Origin of the sequence: uncultured Tateyamaria sp. (genome assembly GCF_947503385.1) — a bacterium.
Taxonomy (GTDB): domain Bacteria; phylum Pseudomonadota; class Alphaproteobacteria; order Rhodobacterales; family Rhodobacteraceae; genus Tateyamaria.
In genome coordinates this window covers 879,680-900,790 of the sequence record NZ_CANNDO010000002.1, presented here as the reverse complement: position 1 = coordinate 900,790, position 21,111 = coordinate 879,680, and the positions used below count along the sequence as shown (strand labels likewise).

Genomic DNA, 21,111 nt, shown 5'->3' with positions numbered 1-21,111 from the left:
CAGGCATGTGCGGCGTCCGTGCATCGCGTGTATGCAGCGGACGACTGACACAGTTGTGGGGCGAGACATGCACATCATGTGTTTGAACGGATGGGGTGGCACGCTGCATGACGCGCTGTTGCCTTACCTCGCGCAAACGGCACCGGACGTCCTGTGCTTGCAGGAAGTGGTGCACAGTCCGGCATCGGATCAGGATTGGCTGACTTACCGCGATGGGGATCATGTTCTGCCGCAGCGCGCAAATTTCTTTCGCGATGTCTGCGCGGCCTTACCGGACCACGTGGCGACGTTTTGTCCGGCGGCGCAGGGTGTGCTGTGGGATGGGGACAGGGCTGTGCCGTCGCAATGGGGATTGGCGACCTTTGTACATCGCGCCCTACCCGTGGTGGGGCAGGTGCAGGGCTTCGTTCACAAGGGCTATGCCGCAGATGGGTATGGGGACCACCCGCGCTCTCGCAGCGCGCATGGGGTGCGGATTTACGACCACGCGGCGCAGCGGGCGGTGAGTGTGACACATTTGCACGGGTTGCGCGACCTTGCGGGCAAGATGGACACGCCCGCGCGGGCGGCGCAGGCGCAACGGCTCTGGGCCATATCCGACGCCGTGTCGGAGCCTGCCGATCTGCGCGTGGTTTGCGGCGATTTCAACGTGGAGCCGGGCAGCGAGACGTTGCGGTTTCTGGGCCAGATGGGATTGACCGATTTGGTCACGTCGCGCGGCTTTGCCAGCACGCGGACATCCCATTACGCCAAGGCGGGACAGTTTGCGGATTACATGCTGATCAGTGATGCTGCCGCCGTGGCAGGATTTGACGTGGTGACCGATCCGGAAGTGTCGGACCACTGTCCGTTGGTTTTGACGATCTAGATCCGGGTGGCGTGACCCAATTGACGCGCTGACGCGCGACGCGATTTATATTTTGACGAGGGGGCTGTCTGCCCCCTCGTGCTCCCCCGATGGTATTTCTGGTCAGAAGAAGGGGGCTACCACGGGACGCGCCATTCACGGCGTCTGGGTTCCGGTTCATCCACGCCTGCCAGCGACATGACCCGCGCTGCTTCTTCGGCGAGCAGTTTTTCTTCGGCAAGACCTTTGATCGGGACACGACCCACCTCGAGCATCAGGGGGGCGGCGAGCGGGGTGACGCGGGACAGCTCGATCAGGTCGATGCGGTCGCCGATGCGGGCGCACATTTCTTCGATCCGGCCAAAGTCGACGAGGCCCCGCATCGCCTCTTCGCGCGTGATGTGCAGCATCAGGTGGTCGGGGTCGTATTTGGCGAGCGTGTCATAGAGGATGTCAGAGGAGAAGGTGGCTTGCCTGCCGGTTTTGCGGTTCGACGGCAGGTTCCGTTCGATGAGGCCCGCGATTGTGGCGGAGGCGCGGAAGGTGCGTTTCATTACAGCGTTGCCCGCGAGCCAGCGGTCAAGGCCATCGCGCAGCGCTTCGATCTCAAAAAGTGGTTTGGGATCGGTGATGGGATCGAGACCCCAGATGAGGGTGGCATAGTCTGTCGCGAGAAAGCCCAGCGGGTTGAGGCCGGTTTCTTCCATCCGTTTGGTCAGCAGGAGCCCGAGGGTCTGCATCGCATTGCGGCCTGCAAAGCCATACACTGCCGTGTGGACGCGGCCATCATGCGGGAAGCTTTCGATCAGGAGGCGGCCCGGTTCGGGCAGGCGGCTGACGTTGCGTTGAAGTGTGAGCCACTGGGCGGTGTGGTCGGGCAATTCAGGCCATGTCCCTTGTTGGAACATTTCGATGATGCGGTGGGAGAGTTGGGTGGATGTGGCGAATTTGGTGCCAAGAAACGTTGCGATTTTCGGTTTCTTGGCGGCATCGCGCGTCACCTGCACGGTCATTTCGCGCAAAGAATCGTACCGGACGATCTGGCCGCCAATCAGGAACGTATCGCCGGGGGTGAGGGTGGCGGCAAAGCCTTCTTCGATCTCGCCCAAGGGTTTGCCGCCCCGCCCTTTGTAGCGGACCTTGAGCGTGTCGGTGTCCTGAATCGTGCCAATATTCATGCGGATGCGTTGCGCCGCACGGGGGTCGCGCAATTGCCACAGGCCATCGTCGCGCTGTTTGAGGCGTTTCCACTGGTCGTAGGCACGCAACGCGTAGCCGCCTGTGGCGCAGAAATCGAGGCAGGCATCGAATTCGGGGCGCGTCAGGGCAGTGTAGGCGCCGGTGGTAATGACTTCGGCATAAAGCGCATCGGCGTCGAAGGGGCCTGCGGCGGCAGCGATCAGGATGTGTTGGCACAATACGTCGCGGGGGCCCGATCCACGGGGGTCGCCGTCAAGTTGGCCTGCCTGCACCGCTTCGAGGGCGGCAACGCATTCCACAACTTCGAAGCGGTTGGCGGGGACAAGCAAGGCTTTGGAGGGAGCATTGTAGCGGTGATTGGCGCGACCTATGCGCTGGACAAGGCGTTTGACGTTTTTCGGCGCGCCAACCTGAATGATCAGGTCCACATCGCCCCAGTCGATCCCCAGATCCAGCGTGCCGGTACAGACAATGGCCTTGAGGTCACCTGCGATCATCGCGGCTTCGACTTTTTCGCGTTGCTGGCGGTCGAGGGAGCCGTGGTGGATGCCAATTGGCAAACCGTCTTCGTTCGCGAGCCAGATGTTGTGAAAGTAGAGCTCGGCCTGCGCGCGGGTGTTGTGGAAGATGAGCGTTGTCTTGTGCTTTTTGACCTGCTCCAGCACCGCCGGGATCGCGTATTTGCCGCCAGCGCCGGACCATGGAGGCGGCTCATCTGTGATGAGCATCTGGATGTCGGGGGGCGGGCCGGGGTCTGCTTGTAGAATTGCGCAAGGATCGGTGTGCCGGGCGAGCAGGTGGGCGATGGCTTGCGGATCCTCGACTGTGGCCGACAGGCCGACGCGACGCAGGCCGGGACACATGGCGTGCAAGCGCGAGAGGGCCAGAAACATCTGGTCACCGCGTTTGGAGTCCGCAAGCGCATGGATTTCGTCAACCACCACGCGTTTGAGGCCTGTGAACATACGCGGCGCGTCCTCGTAGCTGGTCAGCAGGGCGAGGCTTTCGGGTGTGGTGAGCAGGATATGAGGCGGGTCGGCGCGCTGGCGTTTTTTCTGCGTGGCGCTGGTGTCGCCGGTCCGGTCCTCAATGCGGATGGGCAGGCCCATCTCCTCCACTGGTGTGCGCAAATTGCGCTTGATGTCCGCCGCCAGCGCCTTGAGCGGTGAGATATAGAGGGTGTGGATGCCGTCATGTTGCCCCTTGGCGAGATCGACAAGGCTGGGCAGGAAACCGGCCATGGTTTTGCCGCCACCGGTGGGTGCGATGAGCAGCGTGGCGGGGTCATCCGCGCGGTCCAGCATGTCCTGCTGGTGCGGGTGGATGGACCAGCCGCGCGCTGCGAACCAGTTGTGGAACAGGATGGGAAGAGGAGCCATGTGGCGCAACATAGGCGGTGAGGCATTGCAGGCCAGTCCCTAAACTGACGGCGTTTCGCCCACGAGACACAGGACACGGTCCGATACGGTCAAGACGGCACACCTGATCTTGGCGCAGTTGCTTTGTCATGGCAGAGATGTTTCCATGAACGACGCGAACCCTGATTGCACCACGGCCCCGCTTGACGAGGTTTTTGATGCGATGTGCGCCGGGGACTTTGCGATGCCGGAGATCGTTGCCGATGTGTATCCCCCGTTCCCCCAGGGTCGGGACGCCGCATTGAACCGGCATTGGATCACCCACGCCATTCACGCACACGACTATGCGGTGTTCGACTGTGTGTTGGCGCGGGGTGTTCCTGTGAACGTCAACGATGACAAAGGCTACGGTCCGTTGACGACGCTTTTGGAGATGGAGCGGGAGATGTGGCACAGCCTGAGCACCTAAGAGGTGATCGCGTGGATCGACCGGCTGATCCGTGCCGGGGCGGACGTGAATTTCTGTCACACGCTGGATCAAACGCCATTGCACCGGGCGGCGATGATTGCCTCGCCTGCCGTGGTGCAACATCTGTTGGACTGTAGTGCGCGCCCGGATGCGTTCGATGCGGAATATGAACCGCGGCAGCCGGTTTATTATGCGAAATGGTCCAAGTGGAAAGACGAAGTGACCAAGATTTTGCAGACCGCGATGGCGCGCTGAGCGCATGGGGTTATTGGTGCGGTTTCAGCGCGCGGATGTGCGCTTGTATAGCTTGCGGCAGGGCAGTGTCGGTCCCGTGCGGGGCCGCATCGAGCGCGGCGGCGACGTCCTTGACCAAAATGCCGATGGAGTTGTCGTCTGCATAGCCGTCACGGGCAAATTCGATGGTGTCAAAGCCGGAGGCAAGCCAGTTCTGGCCAGAGGACGTTCGGATGAGGTTGAGCAGTTTGTCCTCGTTCAGCCCGTTGGTATCGGCCCAATCCAGCACAAGCCGGGTCATGGCGGTGTGCGAGGCGGCAAGCAGGTTGTTGAGCACCTTGGCCTGCATCCCCGCGCCATAGCCGCCCATGTGGTGGAAGTGCTGGCCCATAAGCGCGAGCAGCGGGATGGCGTCGGCGATATCGGTGTCACTGCCGCCAAGCATAAAGCTCAGTTGCCGGGTTTCTGCTGCAATTTGCGCACCGGACATGGGCGCGTCGATCAGGGTGATGTGGTCGGGGACGCGGTCGCGCAGCGACGCGACATAGCGGGGCGACAGGGTGGAGCAGAGAAAGATGCGCGTCAGGTGCGGGGCGCATGTGACAAGGTTCTGTTGACCAAACAGCAAAGCGTCGGTTTGGTCTGCATCCCGCACAACCGAAAACACTGTATCAAGGCGCGGGGCAAAGGCCATGACATTGGTGGTGATGTGCGGCGTGCCTTTGTCCACAATGTCAAAGCCTGCGGCGTCCGTGCCGCCGTCGCGCAACGCGTCCAGCATTGGGCCGCCCATGCGGCCACAGCCCGCGACGCCGATCATTTGACGATATGTTCGTCCTTGACGAACATGTTGGCCCACGCGCGGTCGATCAGGTCAGGGCGCATTTGCAGCGGAATGCCTTCGAAGTTGCAGATCGACACCATCTGGTCGATGAGGAAGTTGGGCTGGTAGTTGGCATAGATGCTGTCGATGGTCGGGTATTTGACCTTGAGCAGATAGATCAGCGCCTCTTCGTCCAGCGGCATCCCTTTTTTCTTGGCCACCATCGCAAAGATTTTCAGAAAGTTCGCTTGGCTTGGCCCCTCGACCTTGATCTTGAAGAAGATCCGCCGCAGCGCGGCTTGGTCAAAGATCTCGTTGGGGTGGAAGTTGGTGGAGAAGATCACCAACGTGTCGAAGGGCACTTCGAACTTTTCACCGGATTGAAGTGCAAGGATATCCTTGTTTTCCTCAAGCGGCACGATCCAACGGTTCACGAGGCTTTGCGGCGGTTCGGACTGGCGGCCAAGGTCGTCCACGATAAAGATACCGCCGGTCGATTTCAGTTGCAGCGACGCCTGATAGGTGCGCGCGGTGGAATTGTATTTCAGGTCCAGCATGTCCAGCGTCAGTTCACCGCCCGTGATCACGGTGGGCCGTTCGCAGCGCACATAACGCTGGTCATAGGGGGTGCGGCGGCGCAGGGATGTGACGTCTTGTTCGGGCTCTGCGGCCAGAACATGCACGATGGGATCATAAACAGTGATGACCTGCCCGCCATATTCGATGGCGCGTGGCACAAAGACCTGATCGCCGATGGCGTCGCGGATACCGTTGGAGATCGAGGATTTACCGTTGCCGGGCGGGCCGTACATCAGGATCGAGCGGCCTGCGCTGACGGCGGGGCCAAGCTGGTCCAAAAGGTCTTCGGGCAGAACGAGATGTCCCATTGCCCCGGTCAGCTGCGCCCGCGTGACCATGATGTTGCGGATGGATTGGCGTTTGACCTGCTGGCGATAAACCTCCAGCGGGATCGGCATTGCACCAAAATATTCTGACTGCGCCAGCGCATCCAATGCACGCGCCTTGCCTGCGTCGGTCAACTGGTAGCCCATTTCGTTGCCGTTGTTGGCATTGAGCGTGCCGGTTGCCTCCATCAGCCGCTGGTCGCGACACATGTCGATCAGTTCCTGAACGATGATGCCCGGAATGCACATGGCGTCGCTCAGGTCAGACACCATTTCAAGCGATTTGCGGAACATGGTTTTCAGCAGGATGTCCCGCATCATCACGACCGGCACGCGCATATCTTCGAGCCGCTTGGGCGCGGGCGGGGCGATCACGTCTGCGGTGTGCATATTCATAGCGGGGTGCCTCGGAACTGCTTTATTTTCGGCAGCAGTACCGTGGCAATCAGGCCAAATTATGACCCCTATGGTGCAGTTCTATGCGCCGTAGACCGCCGCCAGCCCGAGATAGAGCGCCAGTGTCGGACCAAGCGCAAAGCCCATGGGAAACTTGCGCCCTTGTTCCCAACTGTCCCAATCGGGTGCGAGGCGGCGCAGCGGCGTAAACTTGGCCACGCGGTGCGCCCCGTAAGCCGCCAGAAGCACAGCCGCGAAAAGCGGCAGGGTCAGGTTCAGATCGCCTATCGCGATGTAGGGCGCCGCAGCGGCGAGGAATTTGGCATCGCCAGCGCCCATCACGCCACCGGCGTTCAGAACAATGCCCAGAACCAGCATGATGCCCAGATGCGCCAGCGCCCAAAGATAGGTCTGAAACGGAAACACGAAGACACCCAAGACCGCAAAGACGAGGGCAAGTGCCACAACAGCCTGATTGGTAATGCGCATCTCACGGAGGTCCGTGAACGCCACATAGAGGCAGATCGGCGCGGCAAAGGGCAAAAGCCACGCCGCGGCAAAGGCCGATTGCTGCATGGATCAGCCGTTCGTTACGTTGTTTTCAAGCGCGTTGAGCGACCGCACGGCAGCCTCGAAATGCTGTGGGTGCGTCTCGATCGCGTCGCGCAACAGACCCTTGCCGGTGTTGACGTCGCCCTGTTTGACTGCCGCAAGTCCCAACGTGTGTAAAAGTTGCGCCCGCTCGGTCTGGTCCATCGGGATGACGGGCAACTGGTAGTTGCGCTGCGCACCACGCGCGAGGATCAGGTTGTTCTTGGCGGTAAACAGCGTCGTATCCTGACGGATCGCCTCACCAAAGAGGCGTTCAGCCTCTTTGAAATCGCCGCGGGTCAGCTTGGAATAGCCCCAATTGTTGAGCACACCAGCGGGCCGGGTCGTGAGGCCCACTGCCGTCTGGTAAAAGCTGTCGGACTTGTCCCATTCCTGATTGCTGTCGGCAATCAGCGCCTCCAATCGGTAGCGTTTGAACGTCTCGAAAGTGGGCGGAACGCGGTCCAGCTCTTCTTCGGCGCGGGCCCAGTCGCCCGAGCGCAAAAGCGCGTCGGCATAGTCCACGCGGTCATCATTGCTCACGCCGTCCATCTTGATCACCTTGGCATAGGCGCCTGCGGCTTCGGTGTAGCGTTTTGCGCGCACATAGCTGACGGCAAGACCGCGTTGCAGGTCGATCCGGTCCGGGTTTTCCTTGGCTGTGCGCGAGAAATATGCGACCGCCTCGTTCGGGTCAGCCACGGTCAGCATCACGTCGCTCAGATTGCTTTCATCGACGGCGTTCACGTCTTTGAAGGCGCGTTCGACGGTTTCGTCTGCGGCCTTTTGTTCGTCACATGCGGACACGGCCATCAGCCCTGCCAGCGAGACAGCCAAAATCACGGGGTGGCGCATTTTTGCGTCCTTTGCCTGCTCTGGCCGTGCATTTGCGCACGGTCACCTGTCATTTCACACCCACGGTTGGGCATGGCCTCATATCACAAAGCAGTCCGGATCAGAAAATCGCTGCTGCCTCGGCGCACCAGTTTGAACTGGTTGTCGTCTTCATTGGGTTGCAAAATAACAGAATCCTCGGATTTTGCGATAGCTTTGCGTAAATTATCGCGGATGAGTGTGCTTTCTCCGTCATCCAGGGCAAAGGCGCGTCGGAAAATCTGCACCGCTTCGGCGGTTTCGCCGCGTTCCATCAGCACAACACCCAGATTGTTGAGCGTTTCGGGGTAAGGATCAAATTCGGTTATAGCCCGGCGCAGGATCTGTTCGGCTTGGTTCAGTCGGCCAAGGCCAAGGTTGGCGGTGCCCAACCCCGACAGGATTTCCGCATCAAGCCCGGTGTTCAGAGCCGCACGGTTGAAGGCACGAATGGCAAGCTCGTATTCCCCCGCAGAAATCAGCCGGTGGCCAACTTCGACTCCGCTGACGGCTTCGGCGCGCGGATCGATGCCGGGGGCAAACGGGCCCGTCTGGGACGCGTCGATACCACCTGTGGAACAAGCGGACAGGGCTGTGACCAGCAATAAAGCGCGGATTGGGCCTGCGAACATCGGTCTTTTCGACTCTGGGACGTGACTGCACCGCACCCTTTACAGGGCGCGGTGCAGTTGTCGTATCACGAAAAGATGGGTCGGCCTAGGTGCTGATCTTACTGACCGGGACCACCCATGTTGCCCAACTGGGTGATGCCGTGCACGGACGGACCCACAAGGATGATGAGAAGCGGCGGCACCGTCAGCATCATCGTGGCCAGCGTCATTTTGGTCGGCAGCTTGTTTGCGGCCTCTTCTGCGCGCATCACGCGCTTGTCGCGCATCTCACCGGCGTAGACGCGGAGCGCCTCGGCGATTGACGTACCGAAACTGGCCGATTGTACAAGAACCGTCACAAAGCTCTGAACATCCTGCACGCCACAACGTTCGCCCATGTCATTGAGCACGGTGACCTTGTCCTTACCGGCTTTCATCTCAAGGCTCACAACCATGAATTCATCAGCCAGAGCGGGGTAGGAGGCGCGCAGTTCAGACGCCACGCGTGTGATTGCCTGATCAAGCGACTGGCCCGCCTCAACACAGACCAGCAGCATGTCGAGCGCGTCCGGGAAACCGGATGTGATCTCGTCCTTGCGCTTTTCCACGCGCTTCGTGATCCAGTATTGCGGCAGGTAATAGCCAACGCCACCGGGACCAACGGTGTACATAATGATCTTTTGCGTATCCATCCCGTCGGTGCCGACGATAAAGTTCACATAGACCACGCCAAGTGCCAGACCCAACACGCCCAGAATGAACTGCGCGGCATGAAAGGCGCGTACGGCGTCCTGGGATTGATAGCCGGCCTGGCGCAGCATCAACTGGCGCTTGGACAGTTCGGCCACGTCCTGCGGTTCGAGGAAGTTCGCAAAACGCTCCAGCTGTTCGTTGCGCGCACCTTGGCGCAGACGTTCCTTGCCGGGACCGCCTCCGGCGGTGCGTTTTTGGTCCTTCTTGAGTTTTGCCAGCGGGTCTTCGGGCTGGTTGAACATCATGATGGCCACGACGGCGATCATCATGACGCCAATCACGCCGGCGATGACGATGGGCCCAAGCGGTCCGAGGGCGGCGGTAATGGGGGCGAGCAGTGCGTCCATGGTCTTGTCCTCAGACTTTGATGTTGGTGAGCACGCGCATCACGTAGAGGTTGATGGCAAGCATGATGCCCACGACGAAACAGGCGGGGATAAAGTAAGCGTGGTCACGCACATCGTCGTAGTAGTTCGGGTCGGACACGTTGATGACGACCAGCGCCACGATGGGGAAGGCGGACAGGAACTTGCCCGACCACTTGGCCTCGGCGGTGATCGCTTTGACCCGGCGGAACAGGCGAAAGCGGGCGCGGATCACCTTGGCCAGACCGGCAAGGATCTCGGCAAGGTTACCGCCTGATTGCTGCTGGATGGTCACGGCGACCGCAAGAAAGCGCAAATCCTGCATGTCGAGACGTTCGGCCATGGCTTTGAGCGCCTCACCAGTGTCGCGGCCAAACGCGCTTTCGTCTGCGATCACGCCGAATTCCGATGCGATGGGGTCGCTTGCTTCTTTGGCGACGATCTGAATGGCCGAACTGAACGGGTTGCCCACGCGCAGGCTTCGCACCATAAGTTCCACGCTGTCGGGCAGCTGTTCTTCGATCATGGACATGCGTTTGTTGGCCTTGGACGAGACCCAGAAGTAAACGGCCCCGATCCCGATCACGATAGACAGGAGCGCACGGATCGGCACATCTGTATCGGTGCCGACGCTGAGCCCGACAAAGGCCACAACGCTCAAGCCCCCCATCACCATGATGAGTTGCTGCGGCGTAAAGGCGATTGCCGCCTTTTGCGCTTTGTCCGACAGGATTGAATACAGCGGGATAGATTTGGCGCCCATGTGCTGCTGCATCTCCTTGCGGAGCTGTTCCAGCACTTCCTCGCGGCGGCCACCGGCCTTATTCAGCATCTCAAGACGCCGGTTCACCCGGTTGTTGAGGCTGATGGATTTGCCAAAGCTCACGAGGTACAGGCCCTCGACAAGGACCAGCACGCCGATAAAGATCAGGCCGTAGATGATGGGTTCTGCGCTCATAACGTGGGTAATCCTTACTCGGCCGCAACGGGTTCGTAGATGGAGGCGGGCAGGTCATACCCCCACAGACGGAAGCGTTCGGCAAAGTGCGAACGCACGCCCGTGGCGGTAAAGTGACCGATGATCTTGTTGTCCGGTGTCAGGCCAACCCGCTGATATCGAAAGATTTCCTGCATGGAGATAACGTCGCCTTCCATGCCGGTGATCTCGGTGATGGAGGTCATGCGGCGCGAGCCGTCCTGCAGGCGAGAAGCCTGCACGATTAGGTTCACAGCCGACGACACCTGACTGCGCACGGCCTTGATGGGCATTTCAATGCCCGCCATCGCAATCATGTTTTCCAGACGGCTGATACCGTCGCGCGCAGAGTTCGCGTGGATCGTGGTCATGGACCCGTCGTGGCCGGTGTTCATGGCCTGAAGCATGTCGATGACTTCTTCGCCGCGGGTCTCGCCCACGATGATCCGGTCGGGGCGCATCCGAAGGGCGTTTTTAAGACAATCGCGCGGGCTGACTTCGCCTTTGCCCTCGACGTTGGGTGGACGGCTTTCCATCCGGCCCACATGTGTCTGTTGCAGTTGCAGTTCCGCCGTATCTTCGATGGTCAGGATGCGCTCGGCGTTGTCGATGAACGATGACAGCGCGTTAAGCGTTGTGGTCTTACCCGAGCCCGTACCGCCCGAAACGATAATGTTCAGGCGTGTGGCCACTGCGGCCTGCAAATAGGCGGCCATTTCTTCGGTAAAGGCACCGAACTGGACAAGGTCGTCCACGCCCAGCTTGTCTTTTTTGAATTTCCGGATGGACACGAGGCTGCCGTCCACCGCAATCGGGGGCACCATCGCGTTGAAACGTGATCCGTCCTGCAAACGAGCGTCCACATATGGGTTGGATTCGTCCACACGACGCCCCACAGCGCTCACGATCTTGTCGATGATGCGCAGCAGGTGGCGTTCGTCTTTGAAGGTGATGTCGGTCAGTTGCAGTTTACCGGCCCGTTCGACAAAAATCTGCTTGGGGCCGTTCACCAGAATATCGTTGACCGTGTCATCCTTGAGCAACGTCTCAAGCGGGCCAAGGCCCGTGACTTCGTCGAACAGTTCCTGATTGAGGGTCTGTCGGTCCTCGCGGTTGAGGATGATATTTTTTTCTTCCAGCACCTCGCCGGTGATCGCGATGATTTCCTGACGCAGGTCCTGTTCAGACGCATGTTCAAGCGCTGCAAGGTTGAGGTTGTCCAAGAGCGCGCGGTGCAGTTCCAGCTTGATCTCGCCAATCCGCTCCTTGCGCTTGCGCTCTTTGTCCATGGGGGTGACCTGAGCGGGCGCTTGGGTGTTGGCCTTGCGCGCGACCTTGGCGGGCGAATCTGCTTTGGGCAGTTCCGTCACCTTCTCTGCCGGGGCAGGGGCGGGGGTTGGAGCGGCTTTTTTGTACTTGGAAAACATGTATCTACCTCAAATGACCGCGCTTTACGCTGCCTCGGAATGGGAAGCGTTGAGCTCGTGAATGGATGCAGCCAGCTTGGCGATTTCGCGGCGCAGCGGGTTCTTGGCCGCGGATTCTGCCAGTGGCGCGCCGTGATCGGCAGACTGGGTGATCGGTTTGCCGCCATCGGGCAGTTGCACTTCGATCGAGATATCGAGGCTTTCGCCCAAACGCTTGACCCGCGCCCTGCCGCCCAGATCGGTGAATTTGGGCGCACGGTTGAGCACATAGCGCAGCTTTTCGACCGGCAGTTCTTCGGATTGCAATGCCCGCTTGAACCGCAGCGTGTTCTGCGCCGACCGCATGTCGATTTCGAGCGTGGTGAAATAGAGATGCGCCGCGTTGAGCACGGTTTCTGTCCACTGCACGAGGGTCGAAGGCATGTCGATGATCACATAGTCGAAATGCGCGCGTGCCATTTCGATCACCCGGTTGATATCTTCGGGCGATACGATGTCGAGCGGGATCATATCTGACGGCGCGGTCAGCACTTGCAACTTGTCCCCATAGGTCAAGAGCGACTGGCCGAACGTTTCTTCGTCCATGCTTTCGGTATCGGACAGCATTTCGAATACGGCCTCGCGGCGGGCAAGGTCGAGATAGGTGGAGGCGGTGCCGAATTGGAAATCAAAGTCCAACAGGCACACGTTCGGTGTCTCGCCGCCGCACAGCTCTGCCAGTTCCCACGCAAGGTTAACGGCCAGTGTGGTCGATCCGGTGCCGCCCGCGATGCCGTGTGTGACAAAGACGGCGCCCTGTTTGTTGGTGCCGGATTTCAGTTGCGCGGTCCGCTCTTCCTCGACGCGCTGCGGCTGATGCGCGGCGCGGATACGCTCAATGGCTTGCTGCAACTCACCTTCGGGCAGCGGGTAGGGGACAAATTCGTCCGCGCCTTGGCGCAACAACTGGTGCAGCGCGGCGGGCGTCACGTCCTCGGCAATTAGAATGACCTTGATGCCACGCGCCTTGGCCTGCGAGATAATCTCGCCCAGCAGAACCAGGTTGTCCTCATCCGAATCGTCGATGGCCAGCGCGACGAATTCCATCGCTTCGGCATCGGGTTGGTTAAAGTAGGCCAAAGCCTCGGCAAAACCCAGATCGCCCCAGCTTTCGCCCATGCACTGTTCCATATCCTCGATCAGCAGATCGAAGTTCTGCACATCGCGGCTGATGGTGCAGGCGGCGATCGGCGCCGTTTCAGGTTGTGGCATTGTGCTGCTCATTGCCATCTCGTCCTTTTAATTCAGGGGCTTGGCCGTCGTATCCGGGACCTGTCCCGAAGGTGACGGCGGTTGCCCACCCAGACGCGCACGGATTGGTCGCACGTGTCCCTTCGCAAGCGTTGTCGCAGCGAATTCAGGCGAGATTTGGGCCAAAAAACTCCAATTGTTGGGTATCTCACAACGATAACGGGCGCGGACAGAGGATTGTCCGCGCCCGTTCGGTCAGGCCAAATTTTAGAAAAACCTTACTGTTCGGTGCGCAAATCCGCGCCCACGATGCCCGTGAGGGCCGTCGGAGCCTGCGCGGACTGGATATAATCACGATACACGATCTGAGCGTAGCGACCGTCGAGCACATTGGGGTGGTTGCGGACGAATCCGGTCACCTCGGTCACGGTGCGGCGATTGCGGCGTTCGCGCCCTTGGGTCACGATCAGCGGCTGGGTCTCGCCAAAGGACGCCACCGCTTCGAGCCGCGAGCGGTCGATTCCCTGCGTCGTCAGAAAACTGACAACAGCGCGCGCACGCGCAAGGCCCAGACGTTTGTTATACCCGCTGGAGCCCACCGCATCGGTATGCCCGTAGACGCGAAAGCGCACTTCGGGGAATTGGCGGATCCACGTGGCTTGCTGGCGCAGCGCATCCTGTGCACCGGCGTCCAGTTGCGACGAATTGAAGGCGAAGTTGACGGTTGTCAGCACTTCGGAGGCAAAACGTTGAGCAAGATCAAAGGAGTACTGGCGTTCCCCGGTCAGGATCAGCGTGTTGTTCGCCGTGGCGTTGCCAAAGGAGCCGGTGTCCGAAATGGCGCCAGCCTCACGGTAGAACTGGGTGTAGACCGGATCATTGGACGGCCCGCACGCGGAAAGTGCGACGCTGCCTGCCAGTAGGGCTGTGGTGATCGGTTTCATGACCTGTCCTTAATCCAACACGTAGCCATATGAGCCGCTGAAGTCCTGTTTGGCAACCTCACCGGCGGCACCCGCTTTGGGGGTGCGCGTGCCCGCGGCCACGCGACCGTGCAGGAACAGGTCCTGTTCGGTGGGTGGTTTGATGCGGTCGGTGGGCAGGGCAAGAACATCACCTTGGACCGGGGTCACAAGGTGCGCGGTGATGATAATGACCAGCTCGGTCTGTTCGCGCTGATACGAAGCGCTGCGGAACAGCGCGCCCAGAACCGGCACATCACCCAGCCAGGGCAGTTGCTGGTTGCTGTCGACAAAGTTGTCTTCGAGCAGGCCGGCGATGGCAAAGCTTTCGCCGTCGCGCAGTTCGACCGTCGACGATGTTTCGCGGCGGCTGAAGGCGTCGATGGTAAAGGCGTCGATCGTGATCCCGTTGGTGGGGTCGATGGCCGACACGGCTGCTTCGAGTTCGAGGTTGATGAGGTCCTTGCCCACAACACGCGGGATAAAGTTCAACTCAACGCCAAAGGGTTTGAATTCAATGGTGACAACGCCGTCTTCTTGGCTGACGGGAACGGGATATTCGCCACCCGCAAGGAATTTCGCCTCTTGGCCGGACAGGGCCACAAGGTTCGGTTCGGCCAGAGTGCGCACAACCCCTTTGGTTTCAAGCGCTTCGAGCAGCAGACCCACTTGGGTGTTGCCCGCGTTGAATCCAAAGAGCACGGCGCCCGCATTGTCGTTTGTGGCAGGCAGCGTGCCGCCGATGCCATTGGCGACGCCACCGGCTGTTACGTTGGTATTTGTGCCGCCGCTCAGGCCCACATCACCGGAAAAGATCGTGCCACCCAGGCTCAACGAAGAACTGAGCGATTTGGACACCGACCGGTTCATTTCAGCAAAGCGGACTTTCAGCATGACCTGCTGGATGCCACCCACGGTCATCAGGTTGCTCACGCGCCCCTCGGCGTAACGTTCGGCCAGATCCAGCGCGCGTTGCAGCCGCTGCGTGGACGACACGATACCAGACAGAACGATACCGTCATTGGCAGTGCGCACTTCGATTTTTTCACCGGGCAGGATCTGCCGCAGCCGTTCTTTGAACTCGGAGATGTCTGCGGCGACACGCACATTCACATTCGTGATCAGGCGTCCGTTGCCGTCCAGCAGCGTCAGCGTGGTCAGGCCGGGGGCCTTGCCCAGCACATAGATCGTGCGGTCGCTGAGAGATGAGATGTCTGCAATCGCGGGGTTCGCGATGCTCAACTCGGCAAAGGCCGTATCGCTTTCGACCACAACCGCCCTGTTCATGGGGACGTTGAGCGTGCGAGACGTCGCCTCGCGCACGACCCGCAGTGTTTCTGCCGAAGCCATGTCCGCCGCAATCGGGCCCATAGCCAGTACCAGCCCGGTGAGGGCCGCTTTGAATAGTCCGTCGATTTTCATGTGACCTGCCTTTTTGATCACGCCTCAATGCCGGGTCTTTGTGCCCGTCGTTTTCAGCAAGATGCGCGCAATTGGATTTTTTTGCAAGAATCAATGACTTCAGCGATGGGTTTTATGTGGATAACTGGCAACAGGGCCACAAACCGAAAACGGCGCCCGCAAAGGGGGCGCCGCGTTAAGCCATTGAATTTGGACTTAGTTTGTACAGGGGATCGGGATTTCGACAACCTCGGCGCCGCGACGTGTGCGGATCGAACATGTCTGCTCTTCTTCGACCTCTGCGATCTCGGCTTCTTCGGTGATGCCAAGCAGCGAACGCTGGTCCACCTCAATCGCGCCGGCAATTGTGTCGTCCTCAGCGCCAACAAGCGACAGCGACAGACGTCCGGTCGACTGCGCCTGTGCCAGACCGGCGACTTGGCTGGGGCTCGCGGCAACGGTCACCGTCTGCGCAATCGTCGCGCCGTCCAGATCGCCTTGGGTGTTCTGGTCAATGGCGATAAGTTTGACGCCCGCCTCGATCAGTTTGGTCACCTCTCCACGCGCTTGGCTCAGGCTTTGATCCACCCGACCGGTCCAGTAGACGTCAACGCGGTCACCGGGCCGCAAGAAGCCGGATACACCGGTGGCCACATCCACTTTGATGGCAAAGGCGCGCATTCCGCGCTCCAGCCGGGACGTGATGCCCGCCTCTTCACCCGGTTCGGTCACTTTGACCGCGAGGATGGCTTCGTTCTTTTCCATGACACGCAGAACCACGCGGGGGTCTGTCACGCCTTCGGGGAACAGGGGATTGTCGGCGGTAAATGCACCTTCGGGAATGGCCGTTTCGGGCCAATCCACGGTGCGGACATCTTCTGCGGTGAGGGCCTCGCCGTATTTCAGCTGCCGCTCGGCCACAAAGACGGGCACGGTTGGTACGATCTTTTCGCGCTGCGCCCGCTCTTTGGCCAACGCAGTTTGGTACTGACCAATATAATTTTTGGCCATATACACAGCGCCCCCCGCAAGGGCGACACCGGCGACCAACACCAGTCCGAATACCATTCGCATCTCAGCACCTCATAACTTGGGCCCGTATTGAATCAGGTGGGGCCTCTTGCAGTATTTGTATTGTCTGAATGTGGCATTTTGAGGGAACAGGTGCGGTCGCTCTGCGGCAGAGCGAGCGGCGCGGACCCCAATAAAACGGCCATGCCCCAAACAGAACAGCGCGCGCGTCCGGTTGGGCGCGCGCGGTATTCAGATTTCAGCCAGCTTAGAAGGACCAGCTGGACAAGAACGCTTCGACGCCAGCGGAGACGCCGACAGAACCGTTTGTGAGCGTGAGCACAAGCGCCACGGCCAATGCCACGATTGCCGCCGTCAACACGACCCAGTCTACGGTGACCGCGCCGGATTCGTCCCGCGCATATGATGTGATGACATGCTTCATTTCAATAACCTCACTGAATGGTTCCAACTGCCAACTTCATGCAAAGGGCCGTGACCAAGGTCTTGGTCACGGCCCCATGCAGTTTCACACTGTCAGGTCAGACCAACTTAGTTGGGGTCTTGTGCCTGCAGGAATGTGTCGGTGTCGGCTGTCAGCTCGGTGGCACCGGTTTGGATCGAAGTGTAAGCAGCAACGGCCAGGCCAACCACAGCAGCGGTCAGAACAACCCAGTCAACTGTCACGGCGCCGTCTTCGTCTTTACGGAAGTTTTTGATGAATTTGATCATAGTACGTCCCTCCAAAGGATCAGTAAGTTTGCGTTAGTACCTTGCCGTCCGTTGTTGAGGCCGCTCTCTCTCTTTGGCCTCTGTCCGACTTGGTATGGCTGCATATAGACGTCCGAATGGGGCACGATTTTGGCGGCTTCGCGGGCTTTTCACGTCGTAGAGGGAAATTGTGGGCGTGCGCGGCTAAGACGCTGATTCATAAACATAAAAAACTGAATAAAAATCCTGTTTTTGTGCGGCACCCGGATTCGAGGCGGCAAATATGGCAGTCTTGCCGATTTTCAGATTTACAATGCTGGATGGGATTGCGGTTTTTTGCGATACTGGAAACAACCGGCGGTCAAAAAGAACCGCACGCAGCATCGTGCAGGCAGGCTATATGTTTAGATTGATGTGTATCGCAGGACTTGTGGTGGGTTTGGCCTGTGGCAGTGCTGTGGCCAAGGATCCTCCGGCGTTCAAGGATTTCTCCGCCAAGCGGGTCAAACCGCCCTCGGCAGGCACTCAAAAGCGGATCACTGTGCAGATCGACCCATCCGAGGTCGAAGCCGAAGTGCCGCAAACCGATCCGACCGAAGACAAGGCACCTGCTGCTTATGCGGCTCGCTATGATTGGTTCTGGTCGGATGTGGCAACAGACCTTGATGCAGCGGGGGCCGGACGTCTGGCACCGGCGCTGAGCGCGCTGGCGCGGTCCAAAGCGCCCGTGGCAGCCCCACGCCTGCAACAGATGCAGACTGTGGCGCAGGCGCATGGTGTGGACATCCTGCGCGCGACCATCGGCACGCAAGTGTCCCCCGCGCTTGTTCTTGCCGTGATGATGGTGGAATCGTCCGGCAAACCGGATGCGGTCAGCAGCGCGGGCGCGCAGGGTCTGATGCAGCTTATGCCCGCCACCGCATCACGCTTTGGTGTGACCGACAGTCTTGCGGCCTCGCAGAATATCGTGGGCGGTGTCAAATATCTCGACTGGCTGATGGGCGAGTTTAACCGCGACCCGATCCTCGTGCTGGCGGGATACAATGCGGGCGAGGGGGCCGTGCGCAAGCACGCGGGCGTGCCGCCTTATGCTGAGACGCGGGATTACGTGCCCAAGGTGCTCGCCGCGTTTCAGGTGGCGCGTGGCCTGTGCGTGACGCCGCCGCAGCTTGCCAGTGATGGATGTGTATTTGCCGCGTTGAATTGAGCGCAGGGGCGCTGCGCTGCGTCAGGCCATGCCCGGATCAAACGTTGAACGCGTCCGCCCATTCGGGGTGCATGGCACGTTGCGCGTTCACAAATGGGCACAGCGGGACGATCTTCCAGCCTTCGGCGCGCGCGTCCGCGACCAGTCGCTTGACCAAAGCCTGACCCGCGCCGGTGCCGCGCAGGGCATCCGGAACGCCTGTGTGATCGGCGATGCGTGTCTGCGGAGACAGAATGGAATAGGTCAGTTCGGCCTCGACGCCGTCCTTGCGCAAGACATAGCGGCCCTTGGTCTCGCCGTCTTCGCGCGTGATGTCGAACTCAGACAAGTGTGGCTTGGGTGGCGGCGCGCAGCTCATCCTCGGTCACGCCATCGGCGGTCTCGACAATCTTCAGCCCGCCATCAACCACGTCCAGCACACCGAGGTTCGTGATGATGCGGTCCACAACGCCTTTGCCCGTCAGCGGTAGGGTACACGCCTTGAGGACCTTGCTGTCGCCGTGCTTGTTGGTGTGGTCCATCACAACCACCACGCGACCGACGCCTGCCACCAGATCCATGGCGCCGCCCATGCCCTTGACCAGCTTGCCGGGGATCATCCAGTTTGCCAGATCGCCATTTTCCGCCACTTCCATGGCACCCAGGATCGCCATGGCAATCTTGCCACCACGGATCATGCCAAAGGACGTGGCGCTGTCAAAGTAGGCGGTTTGGGGCAGTTCAGTGATCGTCTGCTTGCCCGCGTTGATCAGGTCGGCATCCTCGGTCCCTTCGATCGGGAATGGGCCCATGCCCAACATACCGTTTTCCGACTGCAACGTGACCTCGACCCCCTCGGGGATATAGTTGGACACCAATGTCGGGATTCCGATCCCAAGATTGACGTACCAGCCGTCTTCAAGCTCCTGCGCGGCGCGCGCAGCCATCTGGTTGCGATCCCAAGGCATCTGATTTTCCTTATGCGTCTGTCACCGACGCGCCTGCGGGCACGTCTATTGTGATGTAGCTGCCCGCGGCGCCGCGGCCCAGCTGCAATGTGCCCTCTAGGCCTTCGATCAGGCCATTGACGATGCGTCCGCCCACGCTGGCGGCATCGGGCCAATCCATTTCGGCCGGGATGCCCACACCGTCATCCGCCACGATAAGGCGCAGACCGCCGGCGCTGAGCTGGCTCATCCGAACCTCAACCAGCCCCATGTCCATCCGTTCAAAGGCGTGCTGGAACGCGTTGGTCAGCAGTTCCGACATCACGAGGCCCACACGGGTCGCCGTCTCAATCGGCACCTCAAGCGGTTCGATCTGCAATGACAGGCGAATACCCGAACGCCCCTCGATATGGGCAATGGCGGCGGCCAGACGCGACAGGTAACTGCCCATCTGGATCGAGTCGCGGTTCGATTGTCGGTCGCTCAGCTTCATCTCTTCATAGAGAAGCTGCATGGTTTCGATACGGCGGCTGAGTGCCGCAAAGTCTTCGGGTACGGATGTCGCGCCGGATTGCTGGCGGATCATGCCGATGATCATCGACAGGTCTGATGCGACACGGTTCTGAATCTCAATGAGTTGGGCGTTGATCTCTTCGGCGCTGGTAGACAGCTCGCTCTGGCGCAGTTCTTTCTGCACGCCCACGAAATACTGAGTGTTGCCCTTGTTGTCGTGCACAGGCGCCACAATGAGGCGGTTCATGAAGGGCTCGCCATTGGCGCGGTAGTTCAGGATGTCGACCGTTGCGCTTTCCTCGGCCTCGATTCCCGCGCGCAGGCGATCCACGTCTGCCTTGTTCGTATCGGGACCCTGAAGAAAGCGGCAGTTGCGACCGATCGTGGCCGACCGCGCATAGCCCGTGCTGCGCGTGAACGCCTGATTCACGTAGACAATTGGATTGTCTTCGAGATGCGGATTGGTCACCACCATAGCAATCTGCGCGCGGCTGAAGCCCTCAAAGGACTTGTCGTCTTCCAACAGCTGTTCGATTGTATCCGGCACGTTCAGGCTCCTCTTACGCGGCGCGGGTGGTGCGTTGTTCGATACGTTTTTCGTGTTCGCCCTGAATCAGGCGGTGGACATAAATGCCCGGCAGATGGATCAGATCGGGGTCAAGGCTACCCGTTGGGACGATCTCTTCGACCTCGACCACACAGACCTTACCACACATCGCGGCAGGCGGGTTAAAGTTTCGGGCGGTCTTGCGAAAGACCAGATTTCCCGTCTCGTCGGCCTTCCACGCCTTGACGATGGACAGGTCTGCAAAAAGGCCCTCTTCCATGATGTAGGTCTCGCCGTTGAAGTCGCGGTGGTCCTTGCCTTCGGCAATCACTGTGCCAACGCCGGTCTTGGTGTAAAAGCCGGGGATACCACAGCCGCCTGCGCGCATCCGTTCGGCCAGCGTACCTTGGGGATTGAACTCCAGTTCAAGCTCACCGCTAAGATACTGGCGCATGAATTCCGCGTTCTCGCCCACATAAGACGAGATCATCTTTTTCACTTGGCGTGTCTGAAGCAGGATGCCGATGCCGAAATCATCGACGCCTGCGTTGTTCGACGCAAAGGTCAGGTCCTTGGTGCCGGCATCTTTGATTGCATCCAGCAGCAATTCGGGAATGCCGCACAGACCAAAGCCGCCCGCCGCAATGAACATGCCGTCGAACAGCAATCCATCCAGCGCTTCTGCCGCGGAACCGTATACTTTTTTCATGCGCACCCCCAAAAAGCCCGCTGGCGCGGGTTGCCGTGTCTTGGGGCCAGTATGTGACTGTATACA

The 21,111-nt window shown here is 59.9% G+C and carries 23 protein-coding genes; 4 read left to right on the top strand and 19 right to left on the bottom strand.

All coding sequences use genetic code 11. The features are described from left to right. The first annotated feature begins 31 nt into the window (after window positions 1–31). Window positions 32–868 carry an endonuclease/exonuclease/phosphatase family protein gene (locus tag Q1A85_RS10595; protein ID WP_299688306.1) on the top strand — a complete coding sequence of 279 codons (837 nt, stop codon included), beginning with the start codon at window positions 32–34 and terminating at the stop codon, window positions 866–868. Window positions 869–984: 116 nt separating this feature from the next. Here the strand turns inward: Q1A85_RS10595 and Q1A85_RS10590 are convergent, their stop codons facing one another. Next, the gene (locus tag Q1A85_RS10590) at window positions 985–3,426 is read right to left on the bottom strand and encodes a ligase-associated DNA damage response DEXH box helicase (RefSeq protein WP_299688304.1); all 2,442 of its coding nucleotides are present in this window, start codon (window positions 3,424–3,426) and stop codon (window positions 985–987) included. A 145-nt stretch (window positions 3,427–3,571) separates the two neighbouring features. On the opposite strand from Q1A85_RS10590, the gene Q1A85_RS10585 reads away from it, so the two are divergent. Beyond that, window positions 3,572–3,874, top strand: a complete 303-nt coding sequence (locus tag Q1A85_RS10585) for a hypothetical protein (RefSeq protein WP_299688301.1) — start codon at window positions 3,572–3,574, stop codon at window positions 3,872–3,874. A gap of 3 nt (window positions 3,875–3,877) precedes the next feature. Next, complete coding sequence (locus Q1A85_RS10580) at window positions 3,878–4,129, top strand: hypothetical protein (protein WP_299688298.1); 252 nt, start codon at window positions 3,878–3,880, stop codon at window positions 4,127–4,129. Window positions 4,130–4,139: 10 nt separating this feature from the next. On the opposite strand, the gene Q1A85_RS10575 is transcribed toward Q1A85_RS10580, so the two are convergent. The 14 genes from Q1A85_RS10575 to Q1A85_RS10510 all read right to left on the bottom strand — a co-directional run bounded on the left by Q1A85_RS10575 (window position 4,140) and on the right by Q1A85_RS10510 (window position 17,164). After that, window positions 4,140–4,928 (bottom strand): NAD(P)-binding domain-containing protein, encoded by a 789-nt coding sequence (locus Q1A85_RS10575; protein WP_299688295.1) that lies wholly within the window; start codon window positions 4,926–4,928, stop codon window positions 4,140–4,142. Continuing rightward, window positions 4,925–6,232, bottom strand: a complete 1,308-nt coding sequence (locus tag Q1A85_RS10570) for an ATPase (protein ID WP_299688292.1) — start codon at window positions 6,230–6,232, stop codon at window positions 4,925–4,927. Before Q1A85_RS10570 ends, Q1A85_RS10575 begins: the two co-directional genes overlap by 4 nt. An 81-nt stretch (window positions 6,233–6,313) precedes the next feature. After that, window positions 6,314–6,808: a prepilin peptidase gene (locus tag Q1A85_RS10565; RefSeq protein ID WP_299688291.1), complete on the bottom strand. Its 495-nt coding sequence runs from the start codon at window positions 6,806–6,808 to the stop codon at window positions 6,314–6,316. 3 nt (window positions 6,809–6,811) lie between these two features. Further along, window positions 6,812–7,678 (bottom strand): tetratricopeptide repeat protein, encoded by an 867-nt coding sequence (locus Q1A85_RS10560; protein WP_299688288.1) that lies wholly within the window; start codon window positions 7,676–7,678, stop codon window positions 6,812–6,814. A gap of 83 nt (window positions 7,679–7,761) precedes the next feature. Beyond that, complete coding sequence (locus Q1A85_RS10555; protein WP_299688285.1) at window positions 7,762–8,328, bottom strand: tetratricopeptide repeat protein; 567 nt, start codon at window positions 8,326–8,328, stop codon at window positions 7,762–7,764. Window positions 8,329–8,426: 98 nt separating this feature from the next. After that, a complete protein-coding gene (locus Q1A85_RS10550) occupies window positions 8,427–9,407 on the bottom strand; it encodes a type II secretion system F family protein (RefSeq protein WP_299688282.1) in 981 nt (326 codons plus the stop codon). Between the two features lie 10 nt (window positions 9,408–9,417). Continuing rightward, window positions 9,418–10,383 (bottom strand): type II secretion system F family protein, encoded by a 966-nt coding sequence (locus Q1A85_RS10545; protein WP_299688279.1) that lies wholly within the window; start codon window positions 10,381–10,383, stop codon window positions 9,418–9,420. Between the two features lie 14 nt (window positions 10,384–10,397). Further along, on the bottom strand, window positions 10,398–11,828 hold the full coding sequence (locus tag Q1A85_RS10540; RefSeq protein WP_299688275.1) for a CpaF family protein: 1,431 nt from the start codon (window positions 11,826–11,828) through the stop codon (window positions 10,398–10,400). 24 nt (window positions 11,829–11,852) lie between these two features. After that, window positions 11,853–13,091 carry an AAA family ATPase gene (locus Q1A85_RS10535; protein ID WP_299688272.1) on the bottom strand — a complete coding sequence of 413 codons (1,239 nt, stop codon included), beginning with the start codon at window positions 13,089–13,091 and terminating at the stop codon, window positions 11,853–11,855. 245 nt (window positions 13,092–13,336) lie between these two features. Then, a complete protein-coding gene (locus tag Q1A85_RS10530) occupies window positions 13,337–14,002 on the bottom strand; it encodes an OmpA family protein (RefSeq protein WP_299688269.1) in 666 nt (221 codons plus the stop codon). 9 nt (window positions 14,003–14,011) lie between these two features. Continuing rightward, window positions 14,012–15,442, bottom strand: coding sequence for a type II and III secretion system protein family protein (locus tag Q1A85_RS10525; protein WP_299688266.1), 1,431 nt, complete (start codon window positions 15,440–15,442; stop codon window positions 14,012–14,014). 195 nt (window positions 15,443–15,637) lie between these two features. Then, window positions 15,638–16,495 (bottom strand): Flp pilus assembly protein CpaB, encoded by an 858-nt coding sequence (gene cpaB, locus Q1A85_RS10520; RefSeq protein ID WP_299688263.1) that lies wholly within the window; start codon window positions 16,493–16,495, stop codon window positions 15,638–15,640. 205 nt (window positions 16,496–16,700) lie between these two features. Beyond that, complete coding sequence (locus Q1A85_RS10515) at window positions 16,701–16,877, bottom strand: hypothetical protein (protein WP_299688260.1); 177 nt, start codon at window positions 16,875–16,877, stop codon at window positions 16,701–16,703. A gap of 107 nt (window positions 16,878–16,984) precedes the next feature. Next, window positions 16,985–17,164, bottom strand: a complete 180-nt coding sequence (locus Q1A85_RS10510; protein WP_299688258.1) for a hypothetical protein — start codon at window positions 17,162–17,164, stop codon at window positions 16,985–16,987. Window positions 17,165–17,555: 391 nt separating this feature from the next. On the opposite strand from Q1A85_RS10510, the gene Q1A85_RS10505 reads away from it, so the two are divergent. Then, a complete protein-coding gene (locus Q1A85_RS10505; protein ID WP_299688256.1) occupies window positions 17,556–18,350 on the top strand; it encodes a lytic transglycosylase domain-containing protein in 795 nt (264 codons plus the stop codon). A 37-nt stretch (window positions 18,351–18,387) separates the two neighbouring features. On the opposite strand, the gene Q1A85_RS10500 is transcribed toward Q1A85_RS10505, so the two are convergent. From Q1A85_RS10500 to Q1A85_RS10485, 4 genes are read right to left on the bottom strand one after another with little or no spacing between them, the layout of a single operon-like run. Further along, a complete protein-coding gene (locus tag Q1A85_RS10500; RefSeq protein WP_299688253.1) occupies window positions 18,388–18,678 on the bottom strand; it encodes a GNAT family N-acetyltransferase in 291 nt (96 codons plus the stop codon). Next, window positions 18,671–19,297 carry a 3-oxoacid CoA-transferase subunit B gene (locus Q1A85_RS10495; RefSeq protein WP_299688250.1) on the bottom strand — a complete coding sequence of 209 codons (627 nt, stop codon included), beginning with the start codon at window positions 19,295–19,297 and terminating at the stop codon, window positions 18,671–18,673. Before Q1A85_RS10495 ends, Q1A85_RS10500 begins: the two co-directional genes overlap by 8 nt. Window positions 19,298–19,307: 10 nt before the next feature. After that, complete coding sequence (locus Q1A85_RS10490) at window positions 19,308–20,336, bottom strand: PAS domain-containing protein (RefSeq protein ID WP_299688247.1); 1,029 nt, start codon at window positions 20,334–20,336, stop codon at window positions 19,308–19,310. A 13-nt stretch (window positions 20,337–20,349) separates the two neighbouring features. Continuing rightward, a complete protein-coding gene (locus tag Q1A85_RS10485; RefSeq protein ID WP_299688244.1) occupies window positions 20,350–21,045 on the bottom strand; it encodes a CoA transferase subunit A in 696 nt (231 codons plus the stop codon). Between the last annotated feature and the right edge of the window lie 66 nt (window positions 21,046–21,111).